An 18,548-nucleotide genomic window follows, 5' to 3' on the forward strand; every position below is an offset into this window, starting at 1 on the left:
GCGCGCGCCTTCTCGCTTGCCTCCTCCCCTATGCTCGGGCAGGTTGCCTAATGAGAAGCGAGGAACTGTTGGCCGGGCTAACGGCGCCGACCAAGTAAGTAACCGAGTAAGAATGCGATAATGACCCATGGCACCCACGGACGCTCTTTCAAAAAATCCTCGATAACGCCGAGGGCAACATCTACTTCAGTGAGACCTTCACCGGCAGGAACGTGAATTGTGCGCCGGGCAACGGTTGACTCTTCCGGCTCAGGTGCATGCGCAGCAGGTTTGGGATTGGGCGCGGCAGCCGGCTCAGGGGTAACGGGAGCAGATGGTGGCGCGGCAGCCGGCTCAGGGGTAGCGGGTGGTGATACTGAGGTAGCAGATGTTGCAGGTGTGGCCGACTCGGATTCAGCCGTGGGTGAAGAAATACCACTGCGCCGTGCCTCAATCTGCGCGGCAAGCGCCTTAAGGCTCTGGGAAATCAGCGTCTTGGCTGCACCATCAAGGAGACGTTGGCCAACACTAGCGATAGTTCCACCAACGTGTGCCTCACCACCGTAGTCGAGAATCGTCTGTCCGTTTTCTTCACGGAGCTGAATGCTGCCCGATCCTTTCAGAAAGCCATTACTACCTTTCCCGTCGACGTGAATGTCATACGACTCAGGCGCGTGAATGTTATCAATCTTTACGCGACCGCTGTACACGCCGCGCACTGCTTGCAGGCCGATCTTCAATGTGCTCTCATATTCGTTTTCGCCAACTTGCTCAAGTCGCTGACAACCGGGAATGGTGCGGGCTAACACTTCTGGATCATTCAGCGCAGACCACACTTCCTCACGACTAGCTGCAAAGATGTAATTGCCGGCGATCTTCACACTAACTCCTTGCTGCCCGGTTCACAGATATTGAGCCGGGCAACCTCTGTAAAAAGACGAGTATACCTATACCTTAATACACGCCATGCTCTGTCCTGCCGAACTAGGAGAGCTTGCTTTACACTGGTAGTATACTCGAGATAATTTTATGCGCGTCTAGTTATGGGTTCCATATCTATCTTACTCAGCAGCACAAGCTTTGTCAAGGCAATGTGCAGGTCGAGTTGGTTGCAGTGCGCATTGGGCAGCTATCACCGATTCCGTAGGGACGAGGAACGAAAACGGGGCAAAATTCCTTGCCCAGATACTTGACAAAGGCGAGTTGCATAATTTATATTATCCGCAACGCATTGGTGTAGGCGACACCGACACGCACCTCAACAACATACACGCACTCATCCAGAGCGGTGGAGGGACCGGCCCGTTGAAACCGCAGCAACCCTCGCATGCGTCGCCGCGTGCGAACGGTGCTAATTCCGGCAGAAGTGTTCTGGAAGATGAGCGACGTGGCAGCGCGGCTTGCCGCAATGATTTCACGCCCTCATCGCACGTTGAGGGCGTTTTTGTTGCCTGCAATTTGGCTCACTTTGATAAATGTTTGAGGAGGTTGTTCATGTCCGATGCTCCGCGCTTCACCGGTTTCGAGACGCTCGCCTTGCATGCCGGTCAGACCCCTGATCCGGTTACCGGATCACGGGCGGTGCCGATCTATGCCACCACATCGTATCAGTTCAAGGACACCGATCATGCGGCGCGTCTGTTCAACTTGCAGGAATTTGGTAATATCTACACGCGCATCATGAACCCGACCACCGACGTGTTCGAGCAGCGCATGGCGGCGCTCGAAGGTGGAGTTGGCGCGTTGGCATTGGCGTCAGGGCAAGCCGCCGAGACGCTAGCTATTCTCAATCTAGCCGGCAGTGGGGACAATATCGTTGCTTCGTCAGATTTGTACGGCGGCACGTATAACCTCTTCCGCCACACCTTACCAAAGCTCGGCATTACCACCCGTTTTGTCGATGCGCGCGATTACGACGGTTTTGCGGCTGCTATTGACGATCGCACTAAAGCCTTTTTCCTCGAATTGGTTGGAAATCCGCGGCTCGACGTGCTCGATCTGGAACGGATCGCGGCCATCGCCCACGAGCGCGGCGTGCCGGTGATAGTTGATGCGACAACGGTGACGCCATATCTGTGGCAGCCGATCCAGCACGGCGCCGATATTGTCATCCACTCGGCGACGAAGTATATCGGTGGGCACGGCACCGCCATTGGCGGGATTATCGTTGATAGTGGCAAGTTCGACTGGGCAGCCAGTGGCCGGTTCCCTGAATTTACCAGCCCTGATCCGAGCTACCACGGGTTGGTTTACACACAGACGTTTGGTCAATTAGCGTATATTATCAAAGCGCGGGTGCAGGGCTTGCGTGACATCGGCGCGGCGCTCAGTCCATTTAATAGCTTCCTCTTTTTGCAAGGGTTAGAGACGCTGCCGTTACGGATGGAGCGGCATAGCAAGAATGCGTTGGCTGTCGCTCAGTACCTTAGCGAACATCCGAAGGTGGCATGGGTGAACTACCCCGGTCTGCCGAGCCATCCGAGCTATGCGCTGGCGCAGAAGTATTTGCCCCGCGGCCAGAGCGGGATCGTCGGCTTTGGCTTGAAAGGCGGACGAGTGGCTGGCCGTACCTTCATCGAGCGGCTACGCCTCTTCTCGCATCTGGCAAACATCGGTGACGCTAAGAGCCTTGCTATCCATCCGGCCACGACGACCCACAGCCAGTTGACGCCGGAAGAGCAGCGGCTGACTGGCGTGACCGACGATTATGTGCGGCTCTCGATTGGTCTTGAGACGATCGACGACATTTTGGCCGATCTCGATCAAGCGCTGGCCGGGACGCCGTCATAATACACAGCGGGCATCGCGGCGACAACGGTGTCGCCGCTGTTGCCGGCTGCCCGGCTTCCTTGCAGTCAGGAGAAGATGTTGATGGAAGCTTTCGTTCATGCGCCAACCCCAGAGGGGGTTGGCTATGTGCGCACCCAGCGCATGCATTGGACAACACCGCTGACGTTGGTGAGTGGTGCAACGCTGGCACCGTTGACGCTGGCTTACGAGACATACGGTGAGCTAGCCCCTGATCGCTCGAATGCGATCTTGATCCTCCACGCCTTGTCAGGTGATGCGCACGCTGCCGGCTACCATAGCCCCGCTGACCGTAAACCGGGCTGGTGGGACGGAATGATCGGGCCGGGACGCGCATTCGACACCAACCGCTATTTTGTCATCTGCTCAAACGTGATCGGCGGTTGTCGTGGTTCAACCGGTCCCTCAAGCCCACACCCGGCTGATGGTAAGCCTTACGGATCGCGCTTTCCCATCATCACGATTGAAGATATGGTGCATGCTCAGCGGCGTCTCATCGATGCGTTGGGCATCGAGACATTGCTGGCGGTGGCCGGTGGTTCAATGGGCGGGTTTCAAGCGTTAGCATGGGCAGTGGAATATCCGCAACGGGTGCGCGGAGCGATCCTGCTAGCAACTAGCGCTCGCTCAAGTGCGCAAACAGTGGCGTGGAATTACATTGGCCGGCGCGCGATTATGGCTGATCCACGCTGGCAAGGCGGCGACTATTACGATGGCGAACCGCCGCGCGACGGTCTGGCAGTGGCGCGTATGCTTGGCCATATCACCTATCTGTGCGAAGAGAAGCTGGAGCAACGCTTTGGTCGGCGTGGTGATCCCGGTACGCTCGATCTTGGGCCGCACTTTGCGATTGAACACTATCTCGAACATCAAGCGGCCCGCTTCAACGATCGGTTTGATGCCAATTCCTACCTTATCATCACCCGCGCCATGGACAGTTGGGATCTAGCGGCGCGTTACGGTTCGCTGGCGGCGGCCTTTGATCAAGCGCGGGCGCGGTTCCTTGGCTTGGCCTACAGCAGTGACTGGCTTTACCCGCCGAGCGAGACCTATCAGATGGAGGCGGCAGCCCAAGCGGTGGGCCGTTCGTTTACCACGCACTTGATTGCTACTGATGCCGGTCACGACGCTTTTCTGACTGACCTTGACGTGCAGAGTGTATTGATCCGTGATTTCCTTGATCGGTTGGCGGCTGAATAGCAGGAGGAATGCATAAGAAGTCAGTTTTGCAGCCTTCAGTAAGCGCAGCACAGTGTATGCGCCAGTTGCACGAAGCTGTTTACCTCCACACTGGTTTGCGGTAAGATAACAGTGATCTCTAGAGATAGATGCCTTTCCGTGCCAGTGGGTGAGGATTCATTGAAGCACGCTGGATTGTGGCTTAAGCAATGGTTATGGTTGCCATCGGCAAGCTGGCAGCGGGTGGCTCTGTTGTTATTGGGCGTGTGGGTTGCCTCAGCAGTGCTCGCCTTGGCATTTGGCAGCGGCTGGTGTTTCGCGGCCTTGGCTGGGCTTGGCGGGATGAGCGTAGCGTTAGGGTGGTATAGCTGGCGTGAGCGCACGCAGCGGGCCGAACTGCAACGCCATCTTGTCGCCCTTGAGCGTGAATTGGCTGAAGCTCGCGTTGCGGCGACAGTGGCGATGCGAGCCAAAAGCGCATTCTTGGCTAATATGAGCCACGAGTTGCGCACACCGCTCAATACCATCATCGGCTACAGCGAATTATTGCACGAAGACGCACAGGAAGGCGCACTAAGCCCGGAGCTTGCGATCACTCGCCTCCGACGCATCAGAGAATCAGCCGGACAGTTGCTGAGCCTGATTAATGATGTGCTTGATCTTGCCCGGCTCGAGGCCGGCGATGTGGTGGTGAGTCGAGAACGCTGGCCGCTGGGGTTGCTCATCGACGAAGTGCAAACTGCGATTGCGCCGTGGGCGAATGCGCATAGCAACCGGCTGTCGATCGATCTGGCAGTTGATCCGGCGACGATCATCGAGGTTGATCGCGCTAAGGTGCGCCAGATTTTGTTGCACCTCTTGCAAAATGCGGTGAAGTTTACTCGCCAAGGTGAGATCAAATTGGCTGTAGCAATCTGTGATGATGGGGAGGGGCCGGCAGTGCTGCGACTCAGTGTGAGCGATACCGGCATTGGCATGAGTCGCGAACAGCTCGAGGTACTGTTTGAGCCGTTCGTCCGCTTTGACGAAGCGTTAACCCAACGCCACAGCGGCGCTGGGATAGGTTTAGCGATAGCCCAGCGGTTGTGCATGGTAATGGGTGGTTCGATTGCAGCAACGAGCCAGCCCGGTAAAGGGTCAACGTTTTTGGTGACCATCCCGCTCGTTCCCGCTCGCGTACCGTTAGCGATAGCTGTCAATGAACGGTGATCAAACATCTCTATGGCAGATAAACTCAATTCGATGCGCCTGCTCGATCGCCAGCGCATCACGTATACCATTCACGAGTACGATCCAGCAGCGCCGGACGCAGTGGCGGTAGCGGCGGCAATTGGCGTCCCAGCGGCGCAAGTCTGCAAGACGTTAGTAGTGCTCGGCGCCGGCGTGCGACCAGCCTTGGCGATGGTGCCGGCTGATTGTCAGCTTGATCTCAAACGGCTTGCAACATTAGCCGGAGTCAAACGATGCGAGATGGCGCCACACGCTGAAGCTGAACGTCTGACTGGCCTGCGGGTCGGTGGCATTGGTGCGCTGGCGTTGACGGCGAAACGGTGGCCGTCATACCTTGATGAGTCGGCGCTGGCGCATCCGATCATCTATGTCAATGCTGGCCAACGCGGGGTGATGATTGGATTAGCACCGACCGATTTGGTGCGGGTGGTAGGGGCAGTGGTAGGGGCAATTGCAGTGCGATCTGTAGAGGCGGCAAGCTCAACCACGAAGTAGGGGTGAAGGTTGTTAGAAGCAAGTTTCGAGGGGTTGCACGGGAGTTCACCACGATTTCGTACAAGTTGCGAGGTAAGCCTGCCTATGCTACAATAAGGAGCGATGGCGACGTAGCAAAGTGGTAATGCAGCGGTCTGCAAAACCGCCATTCGCGGGTTCGATTCCCGCCGTCGCCTCCAGAGGCGTCTACGAACGAGAGGTTGATTGCCTCTCGTTCTTTATTTCACGAGATCGTATGCGAATTCTCTGCGCACTGACCTACTATCGTCCGTACACAAGTGGTTTGACCATCTATGTTGAACGATTAGCCCGTGGCTTAGCGCGGCGTGGGCATCGGGTGACTGTACTTACCTCGCAGTACGATCCGAGTTTGCCAAAGGTTGAACTGCGCGATGGTGTGCGCGTGGTGCGTGCGCCGGTGCTGGCCCGAATAAGTAAAGGCGTGCTGATGCCCACGTTTGGTTGGTTAGCCACGCGCCTTTCACTCGAACATGATGCTATGAGTCTGCATTTGCCACAGTTTGATGCGCCGGGGTTGGCACTGCGCGGCAAATTGCTCAAGCAGCCGGTGGTGCTGACTTACCATAGCGATCTTAAACTGCCGCCGGGTATGCTCAATCGGGTGGCGAATCGGGTTGTAGATACAGCTAATCAGGCGGCGGCGGCGTTGGCGACGCGGATCGTTGCCTATACCCAAGATTTTGCCGATCATTCGCCCTACCTACGGCGGTGGCGTCACAAGGTAACGATTATCCCACCACCGGTTGAGGTAGTTGATGTATCCGAAGCCGAGATTGCTGCGTTTCGGCGGCGCTGGAATCTACACGGGCCGGTGATCGGCATGGCTGCGCGGTTGGCAGCCGAGAAGGGGGTGGAGGTGTTATTAGAAGCCTTGCCGCGCATTCTCGCCGTCTACCCGACAGCACGTGTTCTCTTCGCCGGTCAATATCAGCAGGTGCTAGGTGAGGAAGCGTATGCCCTTCGTTTGGCACCTTTGTTTGAGCGGTTTCGCGACCATTGGACATTCCTCGGCACGCTGAACCCGACTGAGATGGCCGCCTTCTTCCCCAATCTCGATGTCTTAGTAGTGCCATCGCTCAATTCGACCGAGACGTTCGGACTAGTACAGGTTGAGGCAATGTTATGCGGTACACCGACGGTTGCCAGCAATTTGCCGGGTGTACGTCAGCCGCCGTTGCTTACCGGGATGGGGAAGGTGGTTCCGATTGGTGACGCCGTGGCATTGGCTGAGGCTATTCTTGAGATTATCGCTCATCGCGAGCAATATGTTCGGCCACGGGAAGCCGTCGCGGCGCTGTTCAGCACCGAACGCACGGTTGATGAGTATGAGCGTTTGTTTCGTAGCTTAGGCGTCACTGAATAGCGTGAACGCGGTACAATGAGAGCGGTAAGTCAAAAAAGCGATCAGCGCGATGTGCGATGATGATGCGCCTAGGGGTGTTCGCCCTATAGGCTGTCATCGTGTCTAATAACAAATGAGTAAGTATAATTCCCCGATTCGGGGGGCGCACCGAGGTCAACGTCCACCTATGCCTGACTACTTACGACCACATCTGCTGACATTACCGATTCATCGAGCCATGATTCGCTCGATTGAAGCACGCCTTTTTGCTGAGTTGGCCCCTGATCTGCCCGAGCCGATCATCGACATCGGGTCTGGTGATGGCACGTTCGTGCAGATTGCCTTGCCGGGTAAGCAGATTGTTGGGATTGATCCGCGGGTAAGTGATACGCATGAAGCGGCCCGGCGCGGCGTCTATACCGGTCTCTGCGTTGCTGACGGCGCAGCACTGCCTTTTCCCGATGGATCATTTGCGACGGCGATATCGAACTGTGTGCTTGAACATGTCAAACCCCTCGATCAGGCCTTGCGCGAAGTAGCGCGCGTGGTGCGTCCGGGTGGGCTGTTTGTGGCGTCGGTAGTAGGCGATCAGTTTCCTCGCGAGCTGCTGGGAACGTGGTTCCTTAACCGGCTCGGCCTTGATGGTAGTCGGTATGGGCAGTGGTTTAACCGTATTTCTTACCACTACAACACCTTGAGCCGAGCAGAGTGGGCTGAACGATTTGAGCGAGCCGGATTTGTGGTTGAGGTTTGCCGACCATATTTGAGTGATACGGCGCTCAAGCTGTTTGATTTCAGCCATTACTACGGTGCGCCGAGTCTGCTCACCCGCAGGTTAACCGGACGGTGGTTGCTTGCGCCGCCTTTTACACCGAACCTTCTCTGGGAGCCGATATTGCGTCGGATTTATGAAGCGCCGGCGCCAGACGATGCTCCCTACTACTTTTTCATTTTGCGGAGGCGTTATGACTGAGTCAACCATAACCGCGGCCGAGTTGACTGCTGCTGGCAGAGCAGCGTTCATTGCCGGCGATACGGTGACGGCGCGCTTGCGGTTTCGTGAAGCACTTGAGATAGACCCAAATCACGTTGAAGCCTTGCTCGGGATGGCCGCCGCAGTGCGACCGTACCGCGACAAGCGCGAATATCTGCTGCGCGCCTTGGCGGTTGATCCAGAGAACAGTGAAGCGCGAGCCACACTCGAACACGTCGAGGCACGGTTGGCCGCTGGCGAATTACTTGCGCCGACGGGAGTGCAAGTGCGCGAACGCGAGGAACCGATCACTGTTGAAGAAGCTCCGGCGCCCCACGTTGAGCCAGCAACCGAGACATTATTTTGCTACCGCCATCCGCAGCGCGAGACGGGGTTGCGCTGTATCAGTTGCGGGCGTCCGATCTGTCCGGAATGTGCGCGGGCAACGCCGGTCGGGCAAATTTGCCCCGAATGTGCCCGCGAGCGCACGCCAGTCAATTATCAAGTTGAGCCGCCGCAGTTGTTAGCGGCTGGGGTCGTTGCGCTCATTTACGCACTAGTAGTAACGCTAGCTGCGGGGGTAGTGATTGGCTGGGCCGGTTTCTTCGGTTTCATCGTCGCATTTTTGCTCGGTCCCATGACCGGTAATGCCCTTTCGCGCGTCATCGATTGGGCGACCGGGCGAAAGCGTGGTCGCATGCTGATGATCGTCGTTAGTGTGGCGTATGCTTGTGGATCGTTGCCGTACATCGGCTTTATCATTTTGCTCGGCGGATTCCCGTTAGCGCTGCTGTTTTACTCGATTATCGTCGTGACAACCGCCTTAGCGTGGTTACGCTGATGACAGTTTTCTTAACCGTATGGACAGGCTATCTGGCAGTGGTACAATAAAGGTTAAGGCATCCTAAGCTTGTGGGTGTCCAATGAATGAAGGGCGGGTGGCAAGGCGCACATCTCCACATCATGATGCAGCATAGTGGCGCTTCACCCGGCGCTGAGGCAATGGCAGAATAGTTGCCGGTGGCTGGCAGGGGAGGCGTTATGGCGAACGAAGGCCAAATGAAGTTAGCGGTGCGCGGTGACAAAAACCCGCTCGATATGGTCGAGCACCGGTTGCGCGAACAGATCTTTGGTCAAGAGCGAGCGATCGAGAGTGTGATTCGAGTGCTTAATCGCTCACGATTCGGCTTTTCAGCCGGTAATACCCGCCGTCCACGCGCTACTCTCCTCTTTCTCGGCCCTACCGGTGTTGGCAAGACGGCCACCGCGCGTGCCTTGGCCGAATTGCTCCGTCCTGATGGCAGTGCCTTTCTCAAAATTGACTGTTCGCTCTTTAGCCAAGGGCACGAGGTGAGCGCCTTGGTTGGTGCGCCGCCGAGCTATGTCGGGCGTGACCAGAAACCATTGCTCAACCCTGACATTATCGAGCAAGAAAACAGTGTAGTGTTATTTGATGAAATTGAGAAGGGGCAGCCTGAACTCTGGAATCTGCTCTTGCAAGTGATGGAAGATGGCGAAATCCTGCTGCTCAACGGTGGGCGACGGGTGAGCTTTCAGAATAGTATCGTGATTTTCACCACCAATGTCGGCGCGAAAGAGATGGTTGACTTTCTTGACCGGCGCACGATTGGGTTTCGCACGCCGCATAAAGATGTTGAAGCCACCGGTCGCGAGATCTATCAGATCGGGTTTGAAGCCTTGCAGAAGGTGTTTCAGCCAGAGTGGATCAACCGGCTTGATGAAATCATCGCCTTTCGCCCGCTTTCGGCAGAAACGCTCAGCCAAGTGTTTGATCGCATGATTGCCGAGTGCAATCAGCAGTATTTACGGTACGCGGTGCAGTTGCGCGTCACGCCAGCCGCCAAAGAGTACCTGCTGAACAAGGGGTTTGACTCGCGGTTCGGTGCGCGGCCATTGCGCCAACGTATTCTAAAAGACATCGAAGCGCCGCTGGCCGATTTGCTGGCTTCGGGCGGCATTCCTCCCGGCAGCATGATTGAATTGCGCTACACCGGGGTTGATCAGCACGGCCAAGCGTTGCAATTCTACTACGATGAAGCGCCGGAATTGATCGAGCGGGCTGAGGAGTTGCGCCAGCATGAGTTGCAGCGGTTGGCGGTCGGCCAGAGCGATGGGCCGCAGCCGCCGAGTATTAGCCTTACCCACGAGCGGAGTAACGCGGCAGAAGGCGGTCTCTTTACTACCCGTGGCCCGCGTGCTACGCCGCGCCGCGACCTGCGTGATGGAAGGTAATAGACGCACAAAACGCTAAGGCTGGTTAACGCAAAGACGCCGAGGACGCGAAGGACGCAACGGGTTTTGTAGGGAAGGTTACCGGCCTTTTACCAAGCCGGCAACCTGAAACGCCGAGGACGCGAAGGTCACAACGGGTTTTGTAGGGGAGGGTTGTTGAGCGTACTGGCGACTGTATCTGAACATCCTATCGTACTCTTTGGGTTAACCCCCTTGTCAGCGCAAAGGGGGCAGAAAGAAAACCACCGTGTTAGCTAGAGCGCATCCCCAAAAACCTTCGCGTCTTAGCGCCTTTGCGCGAACATTCCTCGGCGTCTTTACCTTGTTTGCGTCTGTTTACGGCGCGTTCGGGTTGGGCCGGCGCGCAACCGAGAGATCGGGTTCGGATCCATCAGCCAAAGGGCGCTTGAGTATGAGATAACTGCGGCCCGGCATCACTGCTTGCACACCGCACACTTCCCAACCGTCAGCGCCTAACTTATTGAGGAAGCGACGAGCAAAGCCGGTGTTGCGTTCACCCGCTTCGGGATAGCTCTCTTGGCCTTCGACTGAGACGCGCTGCCACGCCTCGACAAACACGACTTTGTACTCCCAACGCATACGATGCTCCTTTTGATGTTACGCGGCGGGTGGCCGTGGCGCCGGCCTCCGTCGCTGCCGCTGTGCCCCGGTCTGCCGGGCACATGAGCAGTGTAGTACCAATTTCACGTAATGTCAATTACAAAATTACACATCTTGCAACGAGGATGACAACCCGGAGGTGATGGCGTACTTTCCCACCCTTGCCGGAATTAAAAAAGTTTTTGGCTTTTTTATTGACAATAGCTTGAAATGCTGGTAGACTATACCATAGTAGTTCGGAGTAGTGCGACTATGGAAATCTCACGTTATCCGTCCGATAGTCCAGCCGGTATTATCTTGCGCTACTTACAGCGTCATGCGCGGGCGACTGTCAAAGAGCTGGCCGACTTGCTCGGTGTCAGCACAACGGCGGTACGCGACCATCTTGTGCATCTGCAAGCCGAAGATATGGTTGAGGTGACGAGCGAGCGCAATGGGCCGGGCCGTCCGCGATTAGTGTATTCTCTGTCTGAGAAGGCGCAAAAGTCGTTCCCCAAGCAGTACGATCGCTTGATCAGCAGCCTCCTACGCGAGTTGATCGAGTTAGAGGGTGAGGGCAAGGTTGAGCAATTGCTCGATCGGGTCAGTCAGCGGTTGGCGAGCGAGTATGCCGACCGAATGGCTGGTGCCGATGTCGCAGCTCGCCTTAACGAGTTGCGTGTACTGCTAGAACAGCGTGGTGTGCCGGCTGAGATTAATCCCGAGGGCGATGTGTTGCGCCTATTCGCCTGTCCGTTCTACGATGTGGCAGCCGATCATCCTGAAGTCTGCTCGATGGAGCGGCGTATGATCGAGTACGTGCTTGGTGAAAAGCTCGTGCTCGAAGATACCATTCGGGCGGGGGCGCACAATTGCCGCTTTGTCTTGCGTCCAAACGATATTCCGCTCACGGTAGCGCCATCGGTTGCTGACTCTGATGCTAAGGTTTAGGTTTATTCTGCTTTGTTTAATGAGGAGCACATGAGCAACGATCTGATCATCAAAGATCTGTATGCGCGGATCGGTGACAAAGAGATTCTGCGCGGTGTCAATTTGACGGTGCGGCAAGGCACCATTCACGCGATTATGGGCCCGAACGGCAGCGGTAAGAGCACGTTGTCGTATATCATTGCCGGCCATCCTTCGTATGAAGTGACCGGTGGTGAGATTTGGTACAAGGGCCACAATCTGCTGGAGCTGGAGCCAGATGAGCGCAGCCGGCTAGGTGTTTTCCTTGCCTTCCAGTACCCGGTGTCAGTGCCGGGGGTGACGGTGGCGAATTTTTTGCGTTCGGCTATTAATGCGCACCGCGCCGAAGAGGGCAAAGACCCGAAGGAGACGGCGATTCCGGCATCTGAGTTCCGCAAATTGCTGCGCGAAGGTCTCAATATCCTCGATATGGACGAGAGCTTTGCCCGTCGTTACTTGAACGACGGTTTCAGCGGCGGCGAGAAGAAGCGGCTCGAAATTTTGCAGATGCTATTACTCAAGCCATCGATGGCGGTGCTCGATGAGACCGATTCGGGCCTTGACATTGACGCGCTACGAATTGTGGCCAATGGCGTCAACCGCTTGGCCGGCCCCGATATGGGTGTGTTGGTGATTACCCACTACCAGCGCCTGCTTAACTACATCAAGCCCGATGTGGTGTCGGTGATGATGGAGGGCCGTATCGTCCGTGAGGGCGGCCCCGAATTGGCGCTTGAGCTGGAGGAGAGGGGTTACGACTGGCTCCGCGAGGAGCTGACCGGTGCGGCTTAAGGGAGATGCGCATGACAACGACATTGCCAACCCTGAACGAGATCAGCGCCGAGATGGTCGTGGCTCGCTCGCAAGCAGCCGGCGAGCCGATATGGCTGACCGAACGGCGGCGCGAAGCTTGGACGGCGTTTGCCCAGATGACTCCGCCCGAATGGCGTCGCACCGACCTCAGTAAACTCGATCCGACCACCATCGCGCCATCCGATGGTGTGCATGCGACTGCGATCCAGTGGGATCCGGCGCTGGCGGCGCAAGGTGTCGTCTTTACAACGCTGGCGGCGGCGCTGCACACCCACGAGGTGCTGATCCAGAAATACATTGATACGGCGGTTGAGCCGTTGAAGCATAAATTTAGCGCGCTGCGGGCGGCGCTCTGGCAAGATGGGGCATTGCTCTATGTGCCCAAAGGTGTGGCGATTGAGGTGCCGCTGCGCTTGATCTACACCCTCGCTGCCGATGGTGTGGCGATCTTTCCGCGTACACTGGTGATCGTTGAGCCGCAAGCCAGCGTGACCTTGATTGAGGAGTTTACCTCGCCTGACGTGCGCTCCGGATCGTTTGCCGGCCCGATTACCGAGATCTTTGTCGGTGATGGTGCGAGTGTGCGGTTCGTAAGTATTCAGCATTGGGGCAACGGCGTATACCATATTGGCGGCCAGCGCGCGATCCTTGCCCGCGATGCTCATCTCGAATGGACCTCGATCCAGCTTGGCGGGCAAGTACAGCATATTGAGGCTGAAACGACCTTAGTAGGAAATGGTTCACGTCTCAATTGGCTTGGTGCGACCTTTGCCGCTGACACCCAGCATCTAGTGATTGCACCGTGGATGCGCCACGTTGGCCACCATTGCGAGAGCTTCATGCAGTTTAAGACGGTGGTGAACGATACGGCGTATAGCGTGTTCGATGGCATGATCAAAATCGAGCACGAGTCGGCGGCGACGAGCACACGGTTGGAAGAGCACGCCCTTCACCTTAGCCCGAAGGCGCGTAACGATAGTATCCCCGGCCTCATGATTAGCACGAATGATGTGCTAAAGGGCGGGCATGCCTCGACCAGCGGCGACATCGATCAAGAGCAGCTCTTCTATATGCAGACCCGCGGCATTCCACGCGCAGAAGCGCAGCGGATGATTGTGATGGGCTTCTTCGAGCCAGCGCTTGAAACAGTGCCACTTGAGGAGCTACGGGCAGAGTTGACGGCTGAGATCGCTGCCAAGATTTAAGCGGTGGCGCTTGCCTTTGAGTGGTTCGCTGCTCTGAGGCAAGCACCACGTAGTTCGCTGTGCAGTGCGTGAGAGCACGCTTCGCCATTGAAAGCTGACGCCAAAAACTCATTGGCGATCAGATTAGGGTATAGCTATGGCGACATTATCACAGTTTGATGTAATTGCGCTGCGGCGTGAGTTTCCCATTCTTCATCAAGAAGTTCATGGTAAACCGCTCGCCTTTCTTGATAGTGCAGCGTCGTCGCAGAAGCCGCAACGTGTGATCGAGGCGTTAGAGCATTACTATCGACGCTACAATGCCAACGTTCACCGTGGTGTCTATCGCCTGAGCGAGGAAGCGACCTTTGCCTACGAGCGCGCACGCGGCAAGTTAGCCCGCTTGATCAATGCGCCGAGCCAGCGTGAAGTGATCTTTGTGCGCAACACCACCGAGGCGATCAATCTGGTTGCCTATTCGTGGGGCAGCGCTAACGTTCGGGCCGGCGATCGCATTCTGCTGACGATGATGGAACACCATTCCAACATTGTGCCGTGGCAGTTGTTGGCTCAGCGCACCGGTGCCGAACTGATCTATCTGCCGTTTGACGGTCAAGGTCGGCTTGTGCTTGACGATCTCGACCGCCTGCTCGATGAGCGAGTGAAAATGGTTGCCTTCACCCATCAATCGAACGTCTTCGGTACGATCAACCCGGTCGAGCCGATCGTAGCGCGAGCGCGTGCAGTCGGTGCGCGGGTGTTGCTCGATGGGGCGCAAAGCGTGCCCCATATGCCGATTGATGTGCAGGCGCTTGGAGTCGATTTTCTGGCGTTCAGTGGCCATAAGATGTGTGGTCCGACCGGCATTGGTGTGCTGTGGGGGCGGCGTGAGCTGCTTAACGCAATGCCTCCCTTTCTCGGCGGTGGTTCAATGATCGATCTGGTGGAGCTGGATCACAGCACCTTTGCTGCGGTGCCGGCCCGCTTCGAGGCAGGAACGCCAGCAATTGGCGAGGCGATTGCGCTCGGCGAAGCAGCTGATTATTTACAAGAGGTGGGGTTGGCGGCCATCCATCACCACGAGCAGGAGTTAACGGCGTATGCGCTGGAGCGATTGGCTGAGGTGCCGGGTCTGACCGTCTATGGCCCACCAGCCGGGCCGGATCGCGGTGGTGCGGTGAGTTTCTCGCTTGAAGGGGTACATCCGCACGACGTGGCGGCTATTCTTGACCAAGAAGGAGTGGCGGTACGGGCTGGTCATCACTGTACACAGCCGCTGCATCGAGAGCTAGGGGTACTCGCGACGACGCGGGCTAGCTTCTATCTCTACAATTTGCCCGAAGAGATTGACCGTTTGGTTGTTGGTTTACATAAAGCACGTCAGATTTTCGCCTAGGGTTTAGCGAGATACGGTTATGGAAGACATTTACCGTGAACAAATCCTCGAACATGCCCGTCATCCGCGCAACTTTGGTCATCTGCCGGTGCCAACCGTTGTCCGCGAAGAGCGCAATCCGCTCTGCGGTGATCAGATCCGGCTCGAACTGGCTATCGCCGACGACGTGATTACCGATGTCCGTTTTACCGGACGTGGCTGCGCAATTAGCCAAGCCAGCGCCTCGCTCCTTACCGAGGTAATTAAGGGCAAATCGGTCGAGGAAGCGAAGCACTTTAGTAAGGATGATCTGCTTGACCTTATCGGTATACCACTGGCCCACAATCCAAGTCGGCTCAAGTGCGCACTTCTCTCGCTGAAAGCACTTAAGGCTGGTCTGTATGGAGTGGGTCAGGAGGATGAAGACATATAGTGGCGTCGATTATCTAGTAAAGGAGAAGCACAGTGGTCGCTGAAGCGGTTAACTTGCAATTTGACTACTCGCGCTATGGCTTCCGACAGGAAGAGCGCTATGTTTATAAAGCGCCCAAAGGTTTGAACGAGCGCATTGTGCGCGAACTTTCCGGCATGAAGGGCGAGCCGGAGTGGATGTTGAAGCGGCGGCTGCGCGCGCTCGAGATTTTCAACAAGAAGCCGACGCCGCTGGTGGGCACGTGGGCCAATCCGGAACTGGCCGAGCTGAATTACGATGACATTCACTACTTCGTGCGCGCTAACGAGCGCCCGCAGACTGACTGGGATGCGGTGCCGCCGGAGATCAAGAACACCTTCGAGCGGCTGGGCATTCCCGAAGCCGAGCGTAAGTTCCTCGCCGGCGTCGGCGCGCAATATGAGTCGGAAGTCGTTTACCACTCGCTGCGCGAAGAGTGGGCTAAGCAAGGCGTGATCTTTCTCGATACCGACACCGCGCTGAAGGAGTACCCTGAGTTCTTCAAGGAGTATTTCGGCACTATCGTGCCGGCGGCTGATAATAAGTATGCCGCGCTCAACACCGCAGTCTGGTCGGGTGGCTCGTTCGTTTACGTGCCGAAGGGGGTCAAGGTCGATATTCCGCTGCAAGCCTACTTCCGCATCAACGCCGAGCGCATGGGCCAGTTCGAGCGCACGCTGATCATCATTGACGAAGGGGCCGAGGCCCACTACATCGAGGGTTGCACTGCGCCGATCTATAGCACCAACTCGCTTCACTCGGCGGTGGTCGAGGTGATTGTCAAGAAAGGCGGCAAGTTCCGCTACACCACTATCCAGAACTGGGCCAACAACATCTTCAATCTGGTCACCAAGCGGGCGGTGGCTTACGAAGAGGCCAGCATGGAGTGGGTGGACGGCAATATTGGCTCGAAGCTGACCATGAAGTACCCGTCGGTCTACCTGATGGGCCGCAAAGCGCGCGGCGAGGTGCTCTCGGTAGCGTATGCCGGTCGCGGCCAGCACCAAGATGCCGGCGCCAAGATGGTGCATCTCGCGCCAGAAACGACCTCGCGCATCACCAACAAGTCGGTGAGCAAAGACGGCGGCAAGACCACCTACCGCGGTCTGGCCAAAGTCGCGCCGGGGGCGTATGGCGCCAAGATCAACGTCAACTGCGACGCGCTGATCCTCGACGAGAAGTCGGCCTCGGATACGATCCCGTACATCGAGATTGAAGAGGATCGCTGCACGCTGGCCCACGAGGCGACCGTTGGCCGCATCGGCGCCGAGCAGCTCTTCTACCTGATGAGTCGCGGTATTTCCGAATCGGACGCGCTCTCGATGATTGTGCTTGGCTTCATGGAGCCGTTCACCCGCGAGCTGCCGATGGAGTATGCGGTCGAGTTGAACCGCCTGATCCAGCTTGAGATGGAAGGCTCGGTCGGCTAAATCGTGGTGTGGAATGCGAGGGATACGAGCGCTCCCATGCGTTGGGGGCGCTCTGTTATTGGGCGGCGTAGGTGCAGGATGAGGGGGTCAGTACGCCGCGCTGCCCGTATATAGAGGAGCAAGTCATGATTGATGTGTGCGATGTCAACGAGGTACCGGTGGGGGGCGGGCGCGCTTTTACGATTGCTGGCCGCCGGATTGCGGTTTTTCGGGTGGCGGAAGGTGAAGTCTACGCGATCGATGACCGCTGTTCGCACGACGAAGCTTCGTTGAGCGAAGGCGATGTTGATCTTGATGAGTTGTGTGTTGAGTGTCCAATGCATGGTTCGCTGTTCGATCTGCGTACCGGCAAGCCGCGCACGCTGCCAGCGTTTATGCCGGTGGCGACCTATCGTAGTGAAGTGCGCAATGGCCGGATATTTGTTGAGTTTTCAGAGTAAGAACTTGACTAATATGTCGAAACGCACTACAATGGCAATATCAAGAAGCTGCTGCTGGCTAAGCGGAGGTTGATATGAGTGGTTATGCCCATCCTGAAGCGCTGGTCGAGACCCAGTGGGTCGCCGATCACCTAAACGATCCTAATGTTCGCATTGTTGAGAGCGATGAGGATTTACTATTGTACGAGACCGGGCACATTCCCGGTGCTGTCAAAATCGACTGGGTGCAGGACTTGAATGATCCGGTTATCCGCGATTATCTCGACTCGGATCGGTTTGCGTCTCTCATGCGCGCTAAGGGCATCAGTAACGACACCACCGTCGTACTTTATGGTGACAAGCACAACTGGTGGGCGACGTATGCGTTCTGGGTCTTCAAGCTGTTCGGCCACCACGATGTGCGGATCATGAACGGCGGGCGGGCGAAATGGATTGCCGAAGGCCGCCCGCTCACCCGTGAGGTGCCGTCGTACCCGCTTGGCAACTACGTTGCCCCGCCGCGTGATGACTCCCGCATCCGCGCTTTCCGCGATCAGGTGCTGGAGTTTGTCCGCCAGCGCAAGGGAGCGCTGGTTGATGTGCGCAGTCCGCAGGAGTATACCGGTGAGCGCACCCACATGCCTGACTATCCACAAGAGGGCACACTGCGCGGCGGCCACATCCCGACTGCGGTCAATATTCCGTGGGCGAAGGCGGTGAACGAAGATAGCACTTTCAAGAGTCCTGATGAGCTGCGCGAGCTGTACGCCTCACAAGGGATTACCCCCGACAAGGAGGTGATCGCCTACTGCCGGATCGGCGAGCGCAGCAGCCATACGTGGTTTGTATTGACCTACCTGCTCGGCTACCCGAACGTGCGCAATTACGATGGAAGCTGGACGGAGTGGGGGAACAGCGTCGGGCTGCCGATTGAGAAGAACGTGTAGGGGTGCCAACGAGCAAGGGAACGAATAAATTCGTTGCAATTATCATGTTACCACTCGTTTATCCGTTCCCTTATGCGTGC

Annotated in this window: 18 protein-coding genes, 1 tRNA gene and 1 riboswitch; of the genes, 17 read left to right on the forward strand and 2 right to left on the reverse strand. The window is 56.9% G+C overall.

Annotated elements, in window-relative coordinates; genetic code table 11:
• Positions 1 to 77: 77 nt before the first annotated feature.
• Positions 78 to 860 carry a carbon monoxide dehydrogenase subunit G gene (locus Q1A00_RS00170; RefSeq protein ID WP_298401311.1) on the reverse strand — a complete coding sequence of 261 codons (783 nt, stop codon included), beginning with the start codon at positions 858 to 860 and terminating at the stop codon, positions 78 to 80.
• 392 nt (positions 861 to 1,252) lie between these two features.
• Positions 1,253 to 1,364, forward strand: a riboswitch (SAM riboswitch).
• A 109-nt stretch (positions 1,365 to 1,473) separates the two neighbouring features.
• Between Q1A00_RS00170 and Q1A00_RS00175 the strand changes: the two genes are divergently transcribed.
• From Q1A00_RS00175 to Q1A00_RS00215, 9 genes are all read left to right on the forward strand, one after another.
• Positions 1,474 to 2,769, forward strand: coding sequence for a homocysteine synthase (locus tag Q1A00_RS00175; RefSeq protein WP_298401313.1), 1,296 nt, complete (start codon positions 1,474 to 1,476; stop codon positions 2,767 to 2,769).
• Positions 2,770 to 2,850: 81 nt separating this feature from the next.
• On the forward strand, positions 2,851 to 3,987 hold the full coding sequence (locus Q1A00_RS00180; RefSeq protein WP_298401316.1) for a homoserine O-acetyltransferase: 1,137 nt from the start codon (positions 2,851 to 2,853) through the stop codon (positions 3,985 to 3,987).
• A gap of 159 nt (positions 3,988 to 4,146) precedes the next feature.
• Positions 4,147 to 5,175, forward strand: a complete 1,029-nt coding sequence (locus tag Q1A00_RS00185) for an ATP-binding protein (protein ID WP_298401318.1) — start codon at positions 4,147 to 4,149, stop codon at positions 5,173 to 5,175.
• A gap of 12 nt (positions 5,176 to 5,187) precedes the next feature.
• Positions 5,188 to 5,691 carry a YbaK/EbsC family protein gene (locus Q1A00_RS00190; protein ID WP_298401320.1) on the forward strand — a complete coding sequence of 168 codons (504 nt, stop codon included), beginning with the start codon at positions 5,188 to 5,190 and terminating at the stop codon, positions 5,689 to 5,691.
• A gap of 104 nt (positions 5,692 to 5,795) precedes the next feature.
• A tRNA-Cys gene (locus tag Q1A00_RS00195) sits at positions 5,796 to 5,870 on the forward strand.
• Between the two features lie 56 nt (positions 5,871 to 5,926).
• Complete coding sequence (locus tag Q1A00_RS00200; protein ID WP_298401322.1) at positions 5,927 to 7,075, forward strand: glycosyltransferase family 4 protein; 1,149 nt, start codon at positions 5,927 to 5,929, stop codon at positions 7,073 to 7,075.
• A gap of 217 nt (positions 7,076 to 7,292) precedes the next feature.
• Positions 7,293 to 8,027 carry a class I SAM-dependent methyltransferase gene (locus Q1A00_RS00205; protein ID WP_298401324.1) on the forward strand — a complete coding sequence of 245 codons (735 nt, stop codon included), beginning with the start codon at positions 7,293 to 7,295 and terminating at the stop codon, positions 8,025 to 8,027.
• On the forward strand, positions 8,020 to 8,868 hold the full coding sequence (locus tag Q1A00_RS00210) for a hypothetical protein (RefSeq protein ID WP_298401325.1): 849 nt from the start codon (positions 8,020 to 8,022) through the stop codon (positions 8,866 to 8,868). The genes Q1A00_RS00205 and Q1A00_RS00210 overlap by 8 nt, the downstream gene beginning before the upstream one ends.
• A gap of 200 nt (positions 8,869 to 9,068) precedes the next feature.
• Entirely contained in the window at positions 9,069 to 10,280 is a 1,212-nt protein-coding gene (locus Q1A00_RS00215; RefSeq protein ID WP_298401326.1) for an AAA family ATPase, read from the forward strand.
• Positions 10,281 to 10,616: 336 nt separating this feature from the next.
• Here Q1A00_RS00215 and Q1A00_RS00220 read toward each other — a convergent pair whose 3' ends face one another.
• Positions 10,617 to 10,880, reverse strand: coding sequence for a hypothetical protein (locus Q1A00_RS00220; protein WP_298401328.1), 264 nt, complete (start codon positions 10,878 to 10,880; stop codon positions 10,617 to 10,619).
• Between the two features lie 273 nt (positions 10,881 to 11,153).
• Here Q1A00_RS00220 and Q1A00_RS00225 point away from each other — a divergent pair, with 273 nt between their 5' ends.
• From Q1A00_RS00225 to Q1A00_RS00260, 8 genes are all read left to right on the forward strand, one after another.
• On the forward strand, positions 11,154 to 11,831 hold the full coding sequence (locus Q1A00_RS00225) for a crosslink repair DNA glycosylase YcaQ family protein (RefSeq protein ID WP_298401330.1): 678 nt from the start codon (positions 11,154 to 11,156) through the stop codon (positions 11,829 to 11,831).
• A gap of 30 nt (positions 11,832 to 11,861) precedes the next feature.
• The gene (gene sufC, locus Q1A00_RS00230; RefSeq protein WP_298401332.1) at positions 11,862 to 12,641 is read left to right on the forward strand and encodes a Fe-S cluster assembly ATPase SufC; all 780 of its coding nucleotides are present in this window, start codon (positions 11,862 to 11,864) and stop codon (positions 12,639 to 12,641) included.
• An 11-nt stretch (positions 12,642 to 12,652) separates the two neighbouring features.
• Entirely contained in the window at positions 12,653 to 13,867 is a 1,215-nt protein-coding gene (gene sufD / locus Q1A00_RS00235) for a Fe-S cluster assembly protein SufD (protein WP_298401334.1), read from the forward strand.
• Between the two features lie 136 nt (positions 13,868 to 14,003).
• Entirely contained in the window at positions 14,004 to 15,242 is a 1,239-nt protein-coding gene (locus Q1A00_RS00240) for a cysteine desulfurase (protein ID WP_299754703.1), read from the forward strand.
• 19 nt (positions 15,243 to 15,261) lie between these two features.
• A complete protein-coding gene (sufU, locus tag Q1A00_RS00245; protein WP_298401339.1) occupies positions 15,262 to 15,654 on the forward strand; it encodes a Fe-S cluster assembly sulfur transfer protein SufU in 393 nt (130 codons plus the stop codon).
• A gap of 32 nt (positions 15,655 to 15,686) precedes the next feature.
• Complete coding sequence (gene sufB / locus Q1A00_RS00250; protein ID WP_298401341.1) at positions 15,687 to 17,102, forward strand: Fe-S cluster assembly protein SufB; 1,416 nt, start codon at positions 15,687 to 15,689, stop codon at positions 17,100 to 17,102.
• Between the two features lie 125 nt (positions 17,103 to 17,227).
• Positions 17,228 to 17,542, forward strand: a complete 315-nt coding sequence (locus Q1A00_RS00255) for a non-heme iron oxygenase ferredoxin subunit (protein ID WP_298401342.1) — start codon at positions 17,228 to 17,230, stop codon at positions 17,540 to 17,542.
• Between the two features lie 74 nt (positions 17,543 to 17,616).
• Positions 17,617 to 18,468, forward strand: coding sequence for a sulfurtransferase (locus tag Q1A00_RS00260; protein ID WP_298401344.1), 852 nt, complete (start codon positions 17,617 to 17,619; stop codon positions 18,466 to 18,468).
• Positions 18,469 to 18,548 lie beyond the last annotated feature (80 nt).

Source organism: uncultured Chloroflexus sp., from assembly GCF_938091255.1.
Classification (GTDB): Bacteria; Chloroflexota; Chloroflexia; order Chloroflexales; family Chloroflexaceae; genus Chloroflexus.

Bases quoted from the DNA above. Each gene is read 5' to 3' on its own strand.
- Q1A00_RS00215 (WP_298401326.1), top strand. From the start codon at position 9,069: ATGGCGAACGAAGGCCAAATGAAGTTAGCGGTGCGCGGTGACAAAAAC.
- Q1A00_RS00260 (WP_298401344.1), top strand. From the start codon at position 17,617: ATGAGTGGTTATGCCCATCCTGAAGCGCTGGTCGAGACCCAGTGGGTC.
- Q1A00_RS00240 (WP_299754703.1), top strand. From the start codon at position 14,004: ATGGCGACATTATCACAGTTTGATGTAATTGCGCTGCGGCGTGAGTTT.
- sufU (WP_298401339.1), top strand. From the start codon at position 15,262: ATGGAAGACATTTACCGTGAACAAATCCTCGAACATGCCCGTCATCCG.
- Q1A00_RS00225 (WP_298401330.1), top strand. From the start codon at position 11,154: ATGGAAATCTCACGTTATCCGTCCGATAGTCCAGCCGGTATTATCTTG.
- Q1A00_RS00205 (WP_298401324.1), top strand. From the start codon at position 7,293: ATGATTCGCTCGATTGAAGCACGCCTTTTTGCTGAGTTGGCCCCTGAT.
- Q1A00_RS00180 (WP_298401316.1), top strand. From the start codon at position 2,851: ATGGAAGCTTTCGTTCATGCGCCAACCCCAGAGGGGGTTGGCTATGTG.
- Q1A00_RS00175 (WP_298401313.1), top strand. From the start codon at position 1,474: ATGTCCGATGCTCCGCGCTTCACCGGTTTCGAGACGCTCGCCTTGCAT.
- Q1A00_RS00210 (WP_298401325.1), top strand. From the start codon at position 8,020: ATGACTGAGTCAACCATAACCGCGGCCGAGTTGACTGCTGCTGGCAGA.
- sufD (WP_298401334.1), top strand. From the start codon at position 12,653: ATGACAACGACATTGCCAACCCTGAACGAGATCAGCGCCGAGATGGTC.
- Q1A00_RS00220 (WP_298401328.1), bottom strand. From the start codon at position 10,880: ATGCGTTGGGAGTACAAAGTCGTGTTTGTCGAGGCGTGGCAGCGCGTC.
- Q1A00_RS00190 (WP_298401320.1), top strand. From the start codon at position 5,188: ATGGCAGATAAACTCAATTCGATGCGCCTGCTCGATCGCCAGCGCATC.
- Q1A00_RS00200 (WP_298401322.1), top strand. From the start codon at position 5,927: ATGCGAATTCTCTGCGCACTGACCTACTATCGTCCGTACACAAGTGGT.
- Q1A00_RS00255 (WP_298401342.1), top strand. From the start codon at position 17,228: ATGATTGATGTGTGCGATGTCAACGAGGTACCGGTGGGGGGCGGGCGC.
- sufC (WP_298401332.1), top strand. From the start codon at position 11,862: ATGAGCAACGATCTGATCATCAAAGATCTGTATGCGCGGATCGGTGAC.